Consider the following 16,886-nt stretch of genomic DNA (forward strand, 5'->3'; position numbering starts at 1 on the left):
GTAGAATGTTTTTATTAATGATATTTTTTTCTATCCAAGTTTATTTTAGCCCTAATGGTGGAGCAAAGGAAGCAATTTTACGAGAGATAGAGAATGCTAAAAATACCATAGATGTAGCAATGTATATCTTAACTGATAGAGAATTATCAAACGCTCTTGTCTTGGCAAGAGAAAGAGGGGTAACTATAAAAGTTCTTTTGGATGGCAAAAGTGCTAAAGAAATAGAATATTCTAAACATCTTTTTCTGAAAAATAAAAATGTAGATGTAAGGTTATACGAAGCTCCTCCTTCTAACTATAGAAAATATAAAGGGATAATGCATAACAAATTTGCGATAATAGATAAAAAAACAATTATAACAGGATCTTTTAATTGGACACACTCTGCAGAAGAGCTAAATAATGAAAATCTCTTAATTATAAAGGATGAGAAAGAACTTATTAAAAAATTTCAACATGAGTTTTCAAAACTTTGGGAAAAAGGGAAAAGCCCAATTATTTATCCAGAATTAGATCCTTACAATGTAAAGAAATTAAGAGAATATATAGGAGAATGGGTTATAATTTGTGGTAAACCCACAAGTTGGAAAATCTCCCGCTCTACAAATTTGTTTTTAAATTTTGGAGAAGGGAAAGACCATCTCACTTTTGTTCTTTGGAAAGAAGGAGTTAATGAACTAAAAGAAAAAGGTTTTGATTTTAATAAATTAACGAACTCAAAAGTAAAAATAGAAGGAAAACTCATAGATCACGAAAAATACGGTTTGGAAATTACTACATCTGATCCTACGGCAATTCAGATTGTAAAAAATTAGATTTCTTAAGAAAACATCTCAACAAAAACAATTTCAAAAGGGGGTTGAAATTTTTTTATAGAAGAGTAAAATTTATACTATAATGGAGGATTTGAGTCTTTTTGTTACAAATTTTATAAAGGCAATTAAAAATCATAAATTATATCAGAAACTATCAGATACAACGAGAGATTTTATAGATAAAAGTTATTTGAGTCTAAAAAAAGTTCAGGAAAACTCTGGGCCTGTGGTTCTTTTAATAAATGAAGATAAAATTATTAGCGATTCAAAAGTGTTGCATTCTGACCCAAAACGTATCACTTCTGTTCCTCTTTTTCTGTATCGGAATGGAATAAGGTCTTTAACTTTTCTTGAAGGGATAGAGAAAGAAGAACTTGAGTCTTTAATAAGAATTATTGCAAGTAGAGAATATTCCTCTAAGGTCGGACTCTTAGAAGACCTATGGGAAGAAAAATTCCCTCATATCATTTATCATGCTGTGGAAAAAATGAAAGGAATAAGTGAATATGAAGATATAAAAATTCCAAAAGGGATAAAAAGTGATGAGATTGCGATTCTTTCTGTTAAAGTTGGAGAAAAGGAATCTTCCGAAGGGAAAAAAGCCTTAGGATTGAGTTACAAACCGAAATTTTCTTTAGATAGAGAGAATGCTTATTTTCTATTAATTGAAAGTATTAAAGATCTTCTCTCTTACGAGAAAGTCTATAGAAGGAGAAAAAGTCTTTATTCAATTCTTAAAGATTCCATTCCTAATTTTCTATCTAGTGGGAACATTTCTGCTTTATATCAGACGAAAAAGTTGTTAGAAAGTATTGAAGAGAATAAAAGAGATTTTATTGAGAGTATTGAAGAAATCAAAGAAAAGCTGACTTCTGAGGAAGCTCTACAATTATATGTAAAGAGCTTATCCTGTGCTGCTTCAAGTAAAATAAAAGAGGAAGCTGTTGAACTAATCGAGTTTGTTGGTATAAAAGCGGTTGATAGCTTAATAAATGAACTTGAGATCACAACAGATTTTATAGTTAAGGACTTAATTTTATCCATATTGAAAAATATATTTGCGGGACACAAGGAAAAACTTAAGGCAAAACTCTTTACTGTCTCAGATGAAGTTTTTAAGATTTTATTGCTCATTATAAAGAAATTAAAGGATCCATATTTTATTCCATGTTTAAAAGAATTATTTGAAAAAAGGAATTCCATAGAGGTCCAAGAAATACTATTTTCTCTCTTACCAAGAAAAGAACTCTTACAATATTTAAGTCATCCCAACTCTGATGTAAGAACAATGGCTCTTGAAAAGCTTAAAGCAATATGGGATCCAGAAGAATTTGAAATCATAAAGAATATAATAATCTCCAAAAATTTTTGGAATCTTCCTAAAAATGAAATAAAAGCCCTTTTAGAACTTCTTGGCTCTCTTTCTACAGACGACGCAATAAAAATCTTTAGCGATATTCTTCGTAAAAGACATTTATTTAATGAAAAAATTTATGAGATTAAAGAAATGGCTCTTTGGATCCTCTCTAAAAACAAAAATGAGAAAGCCCTCCAGATTATTTCACAGTATAGAAAAAGAAGACGCCTTAAAAAAACAGTTGAGGAGATCTTAAAAAAATATGAAAGAAAATGATATCAGAAACTTCATTTTATATTTCTCTTCTTCTCTCCATATAGCGCGGGTTTTTCAAACAAAAAGTAGAACTCTTTATCATCATGTAGAAAAAACCCACCAATTTTTAGAATCTTTGTTTAAAGATTTCAACAAGATAGAAGTCTCTATTTCTGATAATCACCTCTTCTTTAATAATGAAAGAGCAAATGTTGAAATGGGTTTCATGGAAAGATATATTTCTCTTATTCATGATCTAAAAACATTAGAGATAGGAACGATCTTTTTCCCAAATCTTCCTCCTATTGAAGAGCTACTATCTCTACTTTGCTGTTTAGGAAAGAAACTCGCTTCATCCCGTCATTCTTTTGAAGAAATTTTAGCTGAGTTAGAAGAAGAAGGAGTAAAATCAATAATAATAAGGAGAATAGAGAATGTAAAACAGAAAGAAGACATCCTTGCTTCAGTAAGGGAAGAAGCTGTTTCTACTCTTCTTGACGCAATTTCTTATTTAAAGAGGATTTCCTCCGAAGAGGAAACCAATATCTATGAGGCCCGAAGGATTGTAAGGAAATTTTCTGAACTTCTTCTTAAAGAAAGAAGTTATTTGATCGCCTTAACTATAATCAAAGATATAGGTTCTTACACCTTTAATCACTCTGCCAATGTTTGCATTTTAGCTATAGCAATGGGGATAGAGCTTGGGCTTACAAGAAAAGACTTATTTGAACTTGGAATTGCAGCGCTTTTCCATGACCTTGGCAAAATAGATATTCCTGGAGATATTCTAAATAAACCTGATATCCTTACTAATGTTGAATACGAAAAGATGAAACAACACCCTTATCTATCCGCTGAAAGAATAATTTTCTTAAAAGGAATTGACGAAGTTCCTGTTTTTGCTCTTAGAGGCATTCTTGAACATCACATTGATTATTGTGGAACAGGTTATCCCGATTTAAGCATAAAAAAGCCAACTCTTTTTGCCAGAATTATAAGAATCGTTGATTCCTATGATGCGATGACAACTCCCCGAGTTTACCAAGAGGTAAGAACTCCTTTTGAAGCTGTCAAGTATATAATAAAAAGTAAGGAAATTTATGACCCTTCTTTAGTTAAGATATTTTTAGATATAATGGGGATTTATCCTCCTGGCTCAATAGTTCTTCTTGAGGGAGGACTAAAAGGGGTAATGATTTCTGATAAAGAAGTCGCTGTTGTGCATAAAGGAGAGATTAAAAAGAGCTTCCCAAAAGAAGTCAAAATTATAAAAGCTCTATCTCCTAACGAAGTTGATTTTGACCCTTGTGCTGTTTTAACGGCTGTGGCTCATCATAACTAAGTTTTTGCTTCTTTCTTAATTTAGAGAAAAGGCGAGTTAAAGAAAACCCCCCAATTATCATCCAAAGATATCCAGTGAAGAATCTCCAAAGAATAACATAAACTCCAAGGATTGACTGAGGCATAAGTTCTTTAAACAATCCATATGCACTCCCCTCAGCAAGACCAGAAGCTCCTGGGGTAGGCATAAAGGCTAAAGCATAAGTTAAAATGATCTGGATAACCGTGGCTTTTATGAAATCTACACCAACCCCCAATCCACGAATTAGAAAAAAGGCAATAAGAAAATTAAAGAAAAGAGAAATAGCTGTTAGGATGTATGCTTTTGAAAAATCTTTTTTCCTTTTGAAAAACTCTTTCCCTAAAACTTCTTTGAATTCTAAAATTCCTTTAAAAAAATTACCCTTCAATTTTTTTATGAACCATTCAGTTTTCAAAAGAGCAAATATTAAGAGTAAAACAAGTAAACCATAAAAGATAGAAACGTATTTAATAATCCCCTGGATTATCCCTTTTGTAAAATAAACTCGATAATAATAGATAAGAGGAATTAATAATGGAAGCACAAGTGCAGATAAGAGTCCCCGAGTGAATATTGCCACACTTGCTTCTGGAATGGTAATATTTTCTCTTTTACATAAATATAACTGAAGAGGTATTCCTCCAACCTGAAAAGGCGTAATCCCTCCTAAGAAAGCCCCCCCTATTGTGTAATAAAAAGAACCAGACCAACTTAAATTTTTCCCCATAGCTTTTATGATATAACGAAGCCTCCATATATTAAAAAATTGACTAAAAGAAGAGGAAAGAAGCGTAATCCCAATAAACAATGGAGAAATTAATTGAAGCCCCTTTTTTGTTTCTTTACTAACAGTGGTTAAAAGAATTACAGTTATTGAGAGAAAACTTATAAAAAGGAATAATCTAATACCTTTATAGAAACCTTTCTCTTCAAAATTCATTAAAATCCTTTAATTTCTCCTTTTTTATAAAGAGTTGATTGAAAGTCACAGGTTTCCTCAAGAATTGTTCTAAGGTCTTTTTCAAAATCCCAATTTGGGAAGTGAGCTTTGAATTTCCTTACAGAACTTATATACCAGATGTGATCTCCTATCCTATTTTGTTCTTTATATTCGTAATTCAATTTCTTCTTTAAAATTTCTTCCACAAGTTCTATTGCCTCAAGCATTGAACAATGTGAAAATCTACTCCCTCCAATGTTATATACTTCTCCAATTTTTGGGTTTTTAAAGAAATGATAAAAAGCATTAACAAGATCATAAGAATGGATGTTATCTCTAACCTGTTTCCCTTTATATCCATATATAAGATATTTTTTCCCAGTAATTGCACACCTCACAATATAGGAAAGAAACCCATGAAGCATTGTTCCAGAATGAGAAGGACCTGTAAGACATCCTCCTCTAAAACACACGGTTTTCATACCAAAATATTTTCCATATTCTTGAACAAGGATATCCGCCGCTAATTTTGAGGCTCCAAATAGAGAATGAAGGCTATAATCAATACTCATTGTCTCATCTATTCCGTTATAATAAAAGTGGTCTTCTGGCAATTCATATCTTTTCTCTAACTCAATTAGAGGCAAAGAGTTCGGGGTATCTCCATAAACTTTATTGGTAGATGTAAATATGAATACAGCTTCAGGAACAATTTGTCTTGTCGCTTCAAGGAGATTCAAAGTCCCATTCGCATTCACTGTAAAATCTGTGAAAGGCTCCCTTGCCGCCCAATCATGAGAAGGTTGTGCTGCAGTGTGAATTATGCAAGAAGGTTTATATTGAGAAAAAATTCTCCTTATACTTTCGAAATCTCTTATATCAACATCATAATGGATATAATCTTTCTTATAGAGTTTTTTCAATCTCTCTATATTCCAGGAGGTAGAAGCTTCCTCTCCAAAGAAATATTTTCTCATATCGTTATCTATACCTATTACCTTGAAACCCTTTTTTATAAAGAAAGTCACAGATTCTGATCCAATAAGTCCACCTGAGCCTGTAACAAGTATTATTCCATTATCCATAAAACTCCTTCCTGATAAATTCTATAATTTTTTCTGTTGCATAGAGATTTCTCTCCCCAAAAAGGAGAGAGTTTTTTTTAATTCTTTCGATTGTTTCGGGTCGTAAGAGAAGTTCCCGGATACATTTACCAACATCTTCTCCTCTTTCAACCCAAACCCCAGCTTCCTCTTCTTCAAGAAGTTCTGCAAATTTTGTCTCCTGAAGTGAACCTGCAAGAGGAGTAACAAAGATACCCGGTTTCCCTAAAGCTGTTAATTCAGCAATTGTAACAGAACCGGGCTTTGTAACAATAAAATCTGAAGCCCACATCCAATCATAAATATTTTCGGTAACCCCTCTTATTAATAATTTATATGGATATTTTATCTTCCCTACTTCCTTTTTCCCTTCAATATTTTCTCCAAAAATACAAATTGTTTGATGAGGGATTTTTATTCTCCCAATAGAGTCAAGTATTTCAATAAAATTTACCATCTCGCCAAGTAGACCACCCATAATAAGAATTGTTGGTAATCCCATTTCTATTCCTAAAGATTTTCTTAAGGAGTCTTTTTCTTTTTTAAAAACGGTTCTAAAACCCTCTCTTATTGGAATTCCTGTAATAAAAATTTTGTTTGCTGCTACTCCATATCTCAATAATTCTCTCTTCACCAGTTCATTCGGCACAAAAAAAAGATCAATATTTTTATCTACCCATAATCCATGAGCAACAAGATCTATTATCACAGTATATACTGGAACCTCAAACCACAATTTTAGCAATCCAGCAATAGCATTTATTTCTGGTTGAATTGATATAATCAAATCTGGTCTCTCAAAACTTGAAAGAAGTTTTCTCTTAAGGTTACCAGTTTTAAAAATTAAAGAGATTATTTTTTTATAAGGAATAAGCAAAGAACTCCTATTTTCCTTTGCAGATTTATAACACACTTTTGTTATCTTTCTCAATTTTAAATCTGCGAATCTTCCAAAACTGTCAAAAAAAGAAGCCAATGAACAGAAATCCAGAAAATTTATGCATACACTCTTAAATTTATCCCTATAATAATTCATTATGTAGGCGAAGAGACTCTCTGCCGGATATCTATGTCCTCCTTTTCTTGAACTATAAACAATCCAAAGATTCTTCATACAGCGAGAATTATAAAACAAAAATTTAAATATGTCAACCCATCTTTATTATTCTTAAGGAAAGTTTAAAAAAACTCTTGACATCTATCGTATTTTTCTTAAATTTATAATAAAACAATGGAATATTTTAGATTATTAGGCGTTTCTGAAGACGCTAGTGAAGCTGAAATAAAAAAGGCATATTATAAACTCGCTGCAAAATATCATCCTGACCATTTATCTCCAGAAGAAGCTAAAAAGGTCCTACCTTATTTTCTGAAAATAACCCGTGCTTATCTTACCCTTAAAGATCCAAAAAGAAGAAATGAATATATAAGACATTGTAAATTAGGGATATTTGAAGAAGAAGAAGAAAGAGAAAGAAGAGAAAGTAGAGAAAAATTGTTTGAGCAAGGGTGTAAAATCCTTTCTGCGGACCCTTTAAGAGCTTCAAAATATTTTAGAAAAGCCTTTGCACTTGATAAGAATAATGAAGTTTATAAGAGTTATTATGGTCTATCTTTGGTTCTCTCAGGATTGGATGGTAAAGGCATAGATCTTTGTCTAGAAGCTGTATTAAATAAAGAAAGCGCGGACCTCCATCTTAACTTAGCCAAATGTTACGCTAAGCTCGGTAAATATAGACATGCTTTAGACCATGCAAAAAGAGCTCTTAAACTTGATAGAGATCACTTACAGGCAAAGAATTTCTATGAGAAGCTAAAAAATCACGGTGGAGGGAGCTTTTTTAAGAGAAAATAGTTTTAGTGAGCGTAAAAGAATTTCTTAAAAAAAGACCTGCATTACTTCCTTTCTTTACCTTTGTATTAGGACTTTCCGTTGGGGCATTTTTAGACTTAAGAATATTCCTTATAGGGATCTGCTTTTTTTCCATTTTTTATTTTATAAAAAAAATAGATATATTTCTCTTTATTCTTTTATTTTTTGCTGGAGGTTTATACCAACAAATTGGTTTCCAACATATAGGAGAAAGGATAAATTTTAAAGGAATTTATTTTGGAGACAGGATAATAGACCTTGTTTTAGGAGAATTGTATCTAAGAACACCAAATAAAGAAGGCTTCTTTATTAAAGGCAAGGGAATTATTGAATTTAAAAATGGTTATTCTAAGCTAAAGGATATTAATATAGAAACCTCTTACCCAACAATTTTTAATAAAATTTTTTCTTTAAGGGACTATTTTGATTACAAAATTCAAAAGTATTGTCCAGGAGATGTCGGAAAAATTTGTTCGGCTCTTTCTCTTGGGAAAAGAGATAATCTTCCTTATTCCATCCAAAAAAGATTCAGAACCTGTGGTGCTGCTCATCTTTTAGCAGTAAGTGGTTTACATATAGGGATTACTTTCACAGTGGTCTTCATTTTTTTGAGAGCTTTTCAATTAAAGAGGAATATCTCCCTTTTACTATCACAATTATTTATATTCTTTTATGCTCTCCTTTCAGGTTTTCGGACACCCGTAATTAGAGCTTCAATAATGTCTTTTTTTTGGACTATTGGAGAAATAAGAAACAAAAATATCGATCTTTTAAATATTCTCTGTGTAACAGGCCTTTTTATGCTACTTTTAATCCCTAAAAGCTTATTTACAATAAGTTTTCAATTATCTTTTTTAGCTATTTTTTCAATTTTTATTATGTTTAATCTATTAAAAGAGCAATTAGAAAAAATACCAAACAATTGGTTTAAACATTGGATTTTACTTCCCTTTTTTATAACCTTAAGCGCCCAAGTTGGAACTATTCCTTTAATTGCTTTTTACTTTGGTTATGTTCCTTTACTCAGTCTTCTTGCGAATCTAATCCTTATCCCTTTAACAGGAATTTTAATCTCAGGATGCTTTATGTTGTTACTTCTCCCTTTTCTATCTGAGATTACAGGTAATTTTCTCTGGTTAGTTGGCTTTATATTTAATAAAATAATGATAGGAATAGAAAATTCCCCTTTTGCAATTTTAACTCTTCCAGAAAAAGACTATAGATGTTTTCTTTTGTATATAGTTTATTTAATTCTAATTTTTACTTTCTCAAGGAAATATGGAAAAAGCAAAGAATAAAAGAGAATTTCATTACTGCCCTATTTGTGGAAAAGAGCTTTGCCTTAGTTTCATAGAAGGAAGAAACAGAAAAAATTGTGTTTATTGCGGTTTTGTTGATTACAAAAATCCTCTTCCTTGTGTATCAATTGTAGGTTTCAAAAAGAACAAAATAGTTCTTATAAAGAGGGGTATAGAACCTTCAAAAGGAGAGTGGGCTCTTCCTTCAGGATTTATGGAAGTAGGGGAAAGTCCTGAAGAAGCGGCATTAAGAGAATTTTATGAAGAAACTTCTTTAAGAGGTAGAATTGTAGATCTTCTTGGAGTTTATTCTCAAAAAATAGAAATATATGGGGATCTTGTTATAATTACTTTTCTTGTTGAAGTAACAGGAGGAAAAGCAAAAGCTAGAGATGATGCAATAGATGTGGATTTTTTCTCTTGGGATGAACTACCTGAATTGAAACAAGAAATTTATAGGGATGCTATAAGAATAGCTAAACATATTTTAGAAAATTTTTAAATAAAGAAATTTTTTACTTGCATAAACAAACTTATTTAATAAAATTAGAAAGAAAAAGGAGAGTTACTTGTCTAAAAAGAAAATTTTAATCTGTGGAGCTGGAGGTTTCATAGGGAGCCATATGGCTAAAAGGCTATATAAAGAAGGACACTTCGTCCGGGCCGTTGATATAAAATGGGATGGTTTTATGGAAGAACCTTATTATTCAGAGAAATTAACCCTTGATTTAAGAGACTACAAAAATTGCTTAAGAGCAACAAAAGGAATTGAGTTGGTATATCAATTTGCAGCAGATATGGGAGGAATTGGATATATAACAAAAGTTGGGGCAGAAATTATGAAAAACAATTCTCTTATAAACATTAACATAATTAGAGCTTCTATTGAAAACAAGATAGAAAAAATATTCTTTTCTTCTTCGGCATGTGTCTATCCAGAATATAAACAATTGAGCTCAAAAGTAAAACCTCTAAAGGAAGAAGATGCAATCCCTGCTCAACCAGATCAATTTTATGGATGGGAAAAATTATTTGCCGAAAAGCTCTATGAAGCTTTTGGAAAAGACTATAGACTAAATTTTACTATCGCACGTTATCATAACATATACGGTCCCTTCGGAGTATATGAAGGAGGTAGAGAAAAAGCTCCTGCAGCTCTCTGTAGAAAGGTAGCTCTGGCCTCTAATCCAGGAGAGATTGAAATATGGGGTGATGGGAAACAAACAAGATCTTTCTGTTATATAGATGATTGCATAGAAGGAAGCATTAGATTAATGAATTCCGAGTTTAAAGGACCATTAAATATTGGTTCAAACGAATTAGTGACAATAGACGAAATGGCAGATATAATAATTGAAATTTCTGGGAAAAAAATTAGTAAAAAATACGATCTTTCAAAACCCCAAGGGGTTAGAGGGAGAAACTCTGACAATACTCTAATCAAAAAGGTCCTTGGATGGGAACCTTCTATACCTTTAAAAGAGGGCCTTAAAAAAACTTATAATTGGATTGAAAAAGAAATCCAAAATCAAAGAATAGAGAAAAATTTATAAAATATTCCAAAAAAACTTGACAGAAATAGTAAATTATTATAAAATATTATAAATGATCAAATCTTTTGAGTTAAGCACAAAAGAGAATAAAAAAATTAAAAAAAAGAATAAATTATACATTTATATTAAAAGAATTTTTGACATTTTTCTTTCTGGAATAGGATTAATTCTTTCTTTCCCTTTTTGGGTTCTTATTGCTATTTTTATTGTTATGGAAGATGGAGGCCCCATTTTTATAAAACAAAAGAGGATTGGGATAGGAGGAAAAATATTTAAAATTCTTAAATTTAGATCTATGGATAGAAATGCTCACCTTGAATCTCCAGTAAATCATAAAGGAGAAATTTTAAATCAACGAGTTACAAGAGTTGGAAAGTTCTTAAGAGCAACAGCAATGGATGAACTCCCTCAACTTATTTCTATCTTCCTAGGAAATATGAGTTTTGTAGGGCCAAGACCAATTCATCCAGAGGAGCTAAAGATAAATGGAAGTAGATACGAAAACTTGGAAGAAATTCCAGATTTTCATAAAAGATGTTCAGTGAAGCCGGGATTAACAGGGCTGGCTCAAATTTACAGAAGAAAGCATGATTATTTTGAAAGAAAATTAAAATACGATTTGTTATATTTAAAAAAGCAATGTTTCACCCTTGATTTAAAACTTATTCTAATCTCTTTTTTTGTAAGCTTCCTCGGTAAGTGGGATTAAAAAATAAATTGATTTAAGGAACTACCTAAGTTTTCAACCCAAAAGAAACTCTTGACTCTTAAAAAAACACTACTACTTTTATAAAAGAAAAGGAGGTTTTTTATGTTTATTGTCCACGTTCATGTAGATGTAAAAGAAGAGTATATAGAAGATTTTAAAAAAGCCACGATAGAAAATGCTAAAAATAGTGTTAAAGAACCTGGAATAGCTAGGTTTGATGTGCTCCAACAAATTGATGATAAAACCAAGTTTATTCTTGTGGAAGTTTATAAAAAACAAGAAGATGCTAGTAAGCATAAGGAGACTGAACATTATAAAAAATGGAGAGACACAGTAGAAAAGATGATGGCTACCCCAAGACATAGTATAAAATACACAAACATATTTCCTACCGAGGCAGGTTGGTGAGTAGTATTAATTTTGAATTCAGAGTCCCAGAAAAAATAATATTTGGAGTAGGTTCTTCAAAAGAAATTTCTTCAAACGCTTTGAACTTTGGTAAAAGACCTCTTATAGTCACAGGTAAAAATCAAAAAAGATATAATTTTCTTTTCGACTCTTTTATAAGAGAAAGAATAACTCCGGAGATATACAGTGTAGAAGGTGAACCAACGACAGAAACAATTATAGAGTGTCTGGGGTTAGGAAAAAGAAAAAAGGTAGATGTAGTTATAGGAATTGGTGGCGGAAGTGCAATTGATACAGGAAAGGCTATTGCTGTTCTCCTCACAAACGAAGGAAATCTCTTTAACTATTTAGAAGTTATTGGCAAAGGTAAACCATTCAAGAATCCAGGCATTCCTTTCATAGCTGTTCCTACAACAGCAGGCACAGGAGCAGAAGTTACAAAAAACGCTGTTATAAAGTCAAAAGAGCATTCTATTAAAGTAAGTCTTAGAAGTAATTTTATGCTCCCCAGGATTGCAATTGTTGATCCTGCTCTTACCTATTCAATGCCTAAGGAAATTACCTTAAACACAGGTCTTGATGCTTTTACTCAAGTTATAGAACCATTTGTTTCAAACAAATCAAATCCCTTAACAGATTCAATATGTAAAGAAGGAATTAAAAGAATAAGTCGTTCCATTCTTGAAGTAATTAAGGATGGTTCTAACACAAGAGCAAGAGAAGATATGTGCATCGGAAGTCTTTTTGGAGGAATTGCTCTTGCTAACGCAAAACTTGGAGCAGTCCATGGATTCGCTGGAGCTTTGGGTGGTGTTATCGATGTTTCTCACGGCCTACTTTGCGGAATCCTCTTACCTTTTGTTATTAAGATGAACATTAAAGCATTAAAGGAAAGAGAACCTCTTTCTCCAACTCTTATAAAATATAAAGAAATTGCAAAAATAGTGACAGGAAAAGAAAAAGCAGAAGAAAAGGATCTCATTTCCTGGATAGAAGATCTATATGGGAATTTTAATATTCCCTGCCTCTCCGAATTAAAATTAGAGAAAGAGAAGTTAGAAGAGATTGTTGAAAATGCTAAAAAATCAAGTAGTATGCAAGGAAACCCAATTGTCCTTACTGATGAGGAACTCAGAGAAATAATAAAAGAAGCTTTCTAATTTTTCAAAACCCTTGAAAAATAAAATATAAAAGGTTATAATTTAATAATGAAATATTGGATTGGTTTAGATATAGGAACAAAATGGACTGGAATAGCAATAAGTAACGAGCTTGTAAAGATAGCAAGCCCAAAAAAGACTGTTAAAACTGAACACTTAATAAAAGAACTTAAAGAAATGAATAAAGAATACGATTTTAAAGGAATAATACTTGGATTTCCGTTAACCACAACTGGCAAAATAGGACAAAGAGCAAAAATTGTCCAAGAAATGAAGAAAAAGATACAGAAAGAATTGAATATCCCTGTAAAACTTCAAGACGAGCGCTTTACGACAAAAGAAGCCACAAAGATTGCTTCTCAATTGGGAAAAACAAAAGACAAAAGATTCATAGATAAAATTTCAGCCTCCTTGATTCTTAAAGAATTTCTTGATGAGAATTAAGTGTTTTCTTCTAATTTTTTTAATTGGATCAATTCTATTTCCAATAATTTTCTCTCCTAAGAAAAGAGATATTATAATAAAAATTAGAGAGGGGGATAACTTAGAAGTTATTTCCAAAAATTTAAAAGATAGTAAAATAATCCAAGACAGAATCGGTTTTAATTTTTTAGTTATTCTCACGAAGAAATCCCGTTCATTATCCTATGGTTGGTATAAATTTAAAATCTATGAGAACCCAAGAAATGTTATTAGAAGTCTCCTTGAGAGGAGGAGACTCACTGTAAAAATTACAATCCCTGAAGGATTAAAAGCAAGTGAAATTATAAATATTTTCTGGCAACATAGAGAAGAACTGGATATAGATGTTAGAAGAATAGACTCCCTTATAAGGGATAAGAACTTCATTAAAGAACTCGGGATAGAAGCGAAAACTCTTGAAGGTTATCTTTTCCCAAACACTTATTTTTTTTATAAAGGGGAAAGAGCAGAAAATGTGATAAAAAAAATGGTTTTTACTCTCTTCTCAATTATCCCAAAAGGAGAATATTTTGAGGTGGAAAAGATGAAATTTAATCTCCATGAGATTTTAACAATAGCTTCTATGATTGAAAAAGAAGCAATGGTAGATAGAGAAAAGCCAATAATTGCCTCAGTAATATACAATAGACTAAAAAAACAGTTACCTTTGCAAATAGATGCTACAGTGATTTATGCGTTAGGAAGGCATAAAAATAGAGTTTTATATAAAGACCTTAAGATAGAATCTTCTTATAACACCTATCAGAATAAAGGACTCCCCCCTGGGCCAATTGCCAATCCAGGCCAAAAATCAATAATAGCTGCTCTTTATCCTGCAAAAACAGATTATTTATATTATGTAGCTACAGGTAAAGGAACCCATATATTTACTCGGACATATAAAGAACATCTACAAGTGAAAAAAGAGCTTCAAGAGAGAAAAGAGAAACCGAAATCTTGATTTTCTATTTTTTTGAGTTATAAATATAATCGTGAAAAAACATTCTTTTCAAAATGCAGCTTTTTATTTTCTACTCACAGGGATTTTCTTTTCCCCTATTTCTGCTTATTTTTCAATTCCTTTATTTCTTATCTCCTTTATTTTATTATTATTTTGTAAAAAGAAGTTCAAAATTAATCTCTTAGACAAACTACAGCTTTTTCTTCTTCTCGCCATTATAATTTCTTCTTTGTTTGGAGTTTATAAAAAACATAGCTTTTATGCGGGTTCTGCTTTTCTTTCTTATATTTTAGCTTATTTTCTTGGGAAAGAATTAATAAAGGAAGAAGAACAAATAAAGAAATTTCTAAACGTGGTAGCTTTGTTAATTACTTTTGTATCCGCAATTGGAATAATTCAGTATATAACAAAAGCCTCTTTTGTATATAAGGGAATCCCAATAATAACCCCTATGAAAGAGGAAAGGATAACCTCAGTTTGTCATAATCCCTTAATTTTGGCCTCTCTTATTTTATTTTGTTTACCAATTTTGGCCTCTTTTGCTATTGAAGAGAAAAGATTTACATTTTACTGGCTTGCAATAATTCTTGGAACAGTAGCTTTTTTCTTGACTTTCTCAAGGGGGCCTACAATAGCTTTAATTATTTCTTTATTAATCTTATTTTTTATAAAAAGAAAAAGAGTTTTAGCTCTGGCGGTTTTTACTATCTTAATTGGAGTAACATTTTTAACTCCTCATTTAAGATGGAGATTCTTAAACACCTTTAAAGATAAAAATGACACAAATAGAATAATAGGAATAAAGATTGGACTCAAAATGTGGGAAGAACATTCAATATACACTGGAGTAGGCATTCACAATTATTATCTTTTATGCCCAAAGTACTCTCCCTCTCATAAAATAGGTTCTCCTTATGTTCACAATATGTATATAAATTTTATGGTAGAAGCGGGGATTATAGGCTTATTTGCTCTTTTATTATTATTTGGAGGAGCCCTCAAAGGTAGTTATGAAAACTTAAATAGAAAACATACTCACAAAAAGTGGATCTCGGAAGCTTTATTTTCTTCTTTTTGGGGAATTCTCATTCACAATTTCATTGACAACACTATTTATGTGGTAGGGCTTGGTCTTCTTTTCTGGATAGGAATGGGAATAATAAGTGGTATTCAAAATAAAAATTTGATTTAATAAAAAGGAGAAAAATAATGAGTGGAATTGTTGGAATTGTTTCAAAAAAAGACTGTAAAGAAGAACTTCTTTATGCAACTGACTATCATTCACATCTTGGGACTTCTTATGGTGGCCTTGCAATTTTTGATGGAAATAAAATGCATAAAAAAATCCACACAATAGAGAAGGCACAATTCAAAACAAGATTTGTTGAGGATCTTGACTATATACATATGCACGGACATTCAGGAATTGGAGTAATAAGCGATAGAGATTCACAACCTCTAATTCTAAGATTAAAATTTGGCGAGTATTCAATCTGTGGAGCAGGTTTTATAAATAACCAAACTGAGCTCGCTGCTGAATTAGTTAAAGAGGGAGAAATTTTTTCTGAAATGTCTAATGGTTATGTAAATCAAATAGAACTCATTGCAAAACTTATTAATAGAGGGAAAGACTTATTAGATGGTATAGAATATATGTACTCTCGGATTGAAGGTTCAATGTCTTTACTTCTTCTTGGAAAAGAAGGTCTAATAGCTGCGAGAGATAAGTATGGTAGGACCCCTCTTGTCTTAGGAGAAAAAAAAGGAGCAAAAATTATCGTTTCAGAAACTTCCTCTTATAAAAATTTAGGATATTCTACAAAGAAATTTCTTGGACCTGGAGAAGTAATGCTTTTAAATGAAGACAAAAAAGAAGTATTAAAAGAACCTGGTAAAGACTTAAGATTATGCACTTTTTTATATGTGTATACAGGATTCCCAGCCTCAGAATATGAAGGAAAGAACGTAGAGGAATTTAGAGAGTATTCTGGAAGGCTTATGGCGAAAAAAGACAATGTTAAAGCTGATCTTGTCACTGGAGTTGCAGATTCAGGAACGGCATACGCCTATGGATATTCTTCTCAGTCAGGAATTCCAGTTAAAGCTCCTTTACTTAAATATACCCCAGGGTGGGCAAGAAGTTATGTTCCAATAAGCCAGGAAACAAGAAACTTAATTGCTTTAATGAAACAGATAACCGCAGACGCTCTCATCAAAGGACAGAGACTTATAATAACAGAGGATTCTATTGTTAGAGGAACTCAACTAAAAAATTATCTTTTGGTTAAACTCTGGAATGCAGGTGCAAAAGAGATACACGTCCGACCTGCCTGTCCTCCACTTATGTTTCCTTGCAAATTTCTTTTCTCAACAAGGAAGATTGAAGAATTATTTGCAAGAAGGATCATTAAAAAAATTCATAAAAAGCCTCTCTATAATATAGAACCTTATCTTGACCCTAATTCAAAAGAATATCTTAGGATGATAAAGGAGATGGAAAAAGACCTTAATGTAACTTCTTTAAAATATCAAGAACTTGAAGATTTGATAAAAGCAACTTGTCTTCCAAAAGAAAACTTATGCACATATTGCTGGAACGGAAAGGAAAAGTTAGATTAGGAGGAAAAGA

Annotated in this window: 17 protein-coding genes; 14 read left to right on the top strand and 3 right to left on the bottom strand. The window is 31.6% G+C overall.

Features of this window, described 5'->3' with window-relative positions:
* Positions 1-5: 5 nt before the first annotated feature.
* From ABIN61_04150 to ABIN61_04160, 3 genes are all read left to right on the top strand, one after another.
* Positions 6-815 carry a phospholipase D family protein gene (locus tag ABIN61_04150; protein MEO0293399.1) on the top strand — a complete coding sequence of 270 codons (810 nt, stop codon included), beginning with the start codon at positions 6-8 and terminating at the stop codon, positions 813-815.
* A gap of 82 nt (positions 816-897) precedes the next feature.
* Entirely contained in the window at positions 898-2,448 is a 1,551-nt protein-coding gene (locus tag ABIN61_04155) for a hypothetical protein (protein ID MEO0293400.1), read from the top strand.
* Positions 2,435-3,769 (top strand): HD domain-containing phosphohydrolase, encoded by a 1,335-nt coding sequence (locus tag ABIN61_04160; GenBank protein ID MEO0293401.1) that lies wholly within the window; start codon positions 2,435-2,437, stop codon positions 3,767-3,769. Before ABIN61_04155 ends, ABIN61_04160 begins: the two co-directional genes overlap by 14 nt.
* On the opposite strand, the gene ABIN61_04165 is transcribed toward ABIN61_04160, so the two are convergent.
* The 3 genes from ABIN61_04165 to ABIN61_04175 are packed head-to-tail and all read right to left on the bottom strand — an operon-like array spanning position 3,711 to position 6,947.
* Positions 3,711-4,730 carry a lysylphosphatidylglycerol synthase transmembrane domain-containing protein gene (locus tag ABIN61_04165; protein ID MEO0293402.1) on the bottom strand — a complete coding sequence of 340 codons (1,020 nt, stop codon included), beginning with the start codon at positions 4,728-4,730 and terminating at the stop codon, positions 3,711-3,713. The two genes, ABIN61_04160 and ABIN61_04165, sit on opposite strands and share 59 nt — an antisense overlap.
* Positions 4,730-5,815, bottom strand: a complete 1,086-nt coding sequence (locus ABIN61_04170) for an NAD-dependent epimerase/dehydratase family protein (protein ID MEO0293403.1) — start codon at positions 5,813-5,815, stop codon at positions 4,730-4,732. The genes ABIN61_04165 and ABIN61_04170 overlap by 1 nt, the downstream gene beginning before the upstream one ends.
* A complete protein-coding gene (locus ABIN61_04175; GenBank protein ID MEO0293404.1) occupies positions 5,808-6,947 on the bottom strand; it encodes a glycosyltransferase in 1,140 nt (379 codons plus the stop codon). Before ABIN61_04175 ends, ABIN61_04170 begins: the two co-directional genes overlap by 8 nt.
* A gap of 117 nt (positions 6,948-7,064) precedes the next feature.
* Between ABIN61_04175 and ABIN61_04180 the strand changes: the two genes are divergently transcribed.
* The 11 genes from ABIN61_04180 (at position 7,065) to ABIN61_04230 (ending at position 16,876) form a co-directional block, all read left to right on the top strand.
* Complete coding sequence (locus tag ABIN61_04180) at positions 7,065-7,688, top strand: DnaJ domain-containing protein (GenBank protein MEO0293405.1); 624 nt, start codon at positions 7,065-7,067, stop codon at positions 7,686-7,688.
* A gap of 5 nt (positions 7,689-7,693) precedes the next feature.
* Positions 7,694-9,004 carry a ComEC/Rec2 family competence protein gene (locus ABIN61_04185; protein ID MEO0293406.1) on the top strand — a complete coding sequence of 437 codons (1,311 nt, stop codon included), beginning with the start codon at positions 7,694-7,696 and terminating at the stop codon, positions 9,002-9,004.
* The gene (locus ABIN61_04190; GenBank protein ID MEO0293407.1) at positions 8,985-9,506 is read left to right on the top strand and encodes an NUDIX hydrolase; all 522 of its coding nucleotides are present in this window, start codon (positions 8,985-8,987) and stop codon (positions 9,504-9,506) included. The genes ABIN61_04185 and ABIN61_04190 overlap by 20 nt, the downstream gene beginning before the upstream one ends.
* 67 nt (positions 9,507-9,573) lie before the next feature.
* Positions 9,574-10,557 (top strand): NAD-dependent epimerase/dehydratase family protein, encoded by a 984-nt coding sequence (locus ABIN61_04195; protein MEO0293408.1) that lies wholly within the window; start codon positions 9,574-9,576, stop codon positions 10,555-10,557.
* 52 nt (positions 10,558-10,609) lie between these two features.
* The gene (locus tag ABIN61_04200) at positions 10,610-11,266 is read left to right on the top strand and encodes a sugar transferase (protein ID MEO0293409.1); all 657 of its coding nucleotides are present in this window, start codon (positions 10,610-10,612) and stop codon (positions 11,264-11,266) included.
* A 102-nt stretch (positions 11,267-11,368) separates the two neighbouring features.
* The gene (locus ABIN61_04205; GenBank protein MEO0293410.1) at positions 11,369-11,674 is read left to right on the top strand and encodes an antibiotic biosynthesis monooxygenase; all 306 of its coding nucleotides are present in this window, start codon (positions 11,369-11,371) and stop codon (positions 11,672-11,674) included.
* On the top strand, positions 11,671-12,834 hold the full coding sequence (locus tag ABIN61_04210) for an iron-containing alcohol dehydrogenase (GenBank protein MEO0293411.1): 1,164 nt from the start codon (positions 11,671-11,673) through the stop codon (positions 12,832-12,834). Before ABIN61_04205 ends, ABIN61_04210 begins: the two co-directional genes overlap by 4 nt.
* Positions 12,835-12,882: 48 nt before the next feature.
* Entirely contained in the window at positions 12,883-13,278 is a 396-nt protein-coding gene (gene ruvX, locus ABIN61_04215) for a Holliday junction resolvase RuvX (protein ID MEO0293412.1), read from the top strand.
* Positions 13,268-14,257 carry an endolytic transglycosylase MltG gene (gene mltG / locus ABIN61_04220; GenBank protein ID MEO0293413.1) on the top strand — a complete coding sequence of 330 codons (990 nt, stop codon included), beginning with the start codon at positions 13,268-13,270 and terminating at the stop codon, positions 14,255-14,257. The genes ruvX and mltG overlap by 11 nt, the downstream gene beginning before the upstream one ends.
* 31 nt (positions 14,258-14,288) lie before the next feature.
* A complete protein-coding gene (locus ABIN61_04225) occupies positions 14,289-15,449 on the top strand; it encodes an O-antigen ligase family protein (protein MEO0293414.1) in 1,161 nt (386 codons plus the stop codon).
* Positions 15,450-15,466: 17 nt separating this feature from the next.
* A complete protein-coding gene (locus ABIN61_04230; protein ID MEO0293415.1) occupies positions 15,467-16,876 on the top strand; it encodes an amidophosphoribosyltransferase in 1,410 nt (469 codons plus the stop codon).
* Positions 16,877-16,886 lie beyond the last annotated feature (10 nt).

The sequence above is a fragment of the candidate division WOR-3 bacterium genome, from assembly GCA_039804165.1.
In the GTDB taxonomy this organism is placed as follows: Bacteria; Hydrothermota; UBA3072; order UBA3072; family UBA3072; genus JAFGHJ01.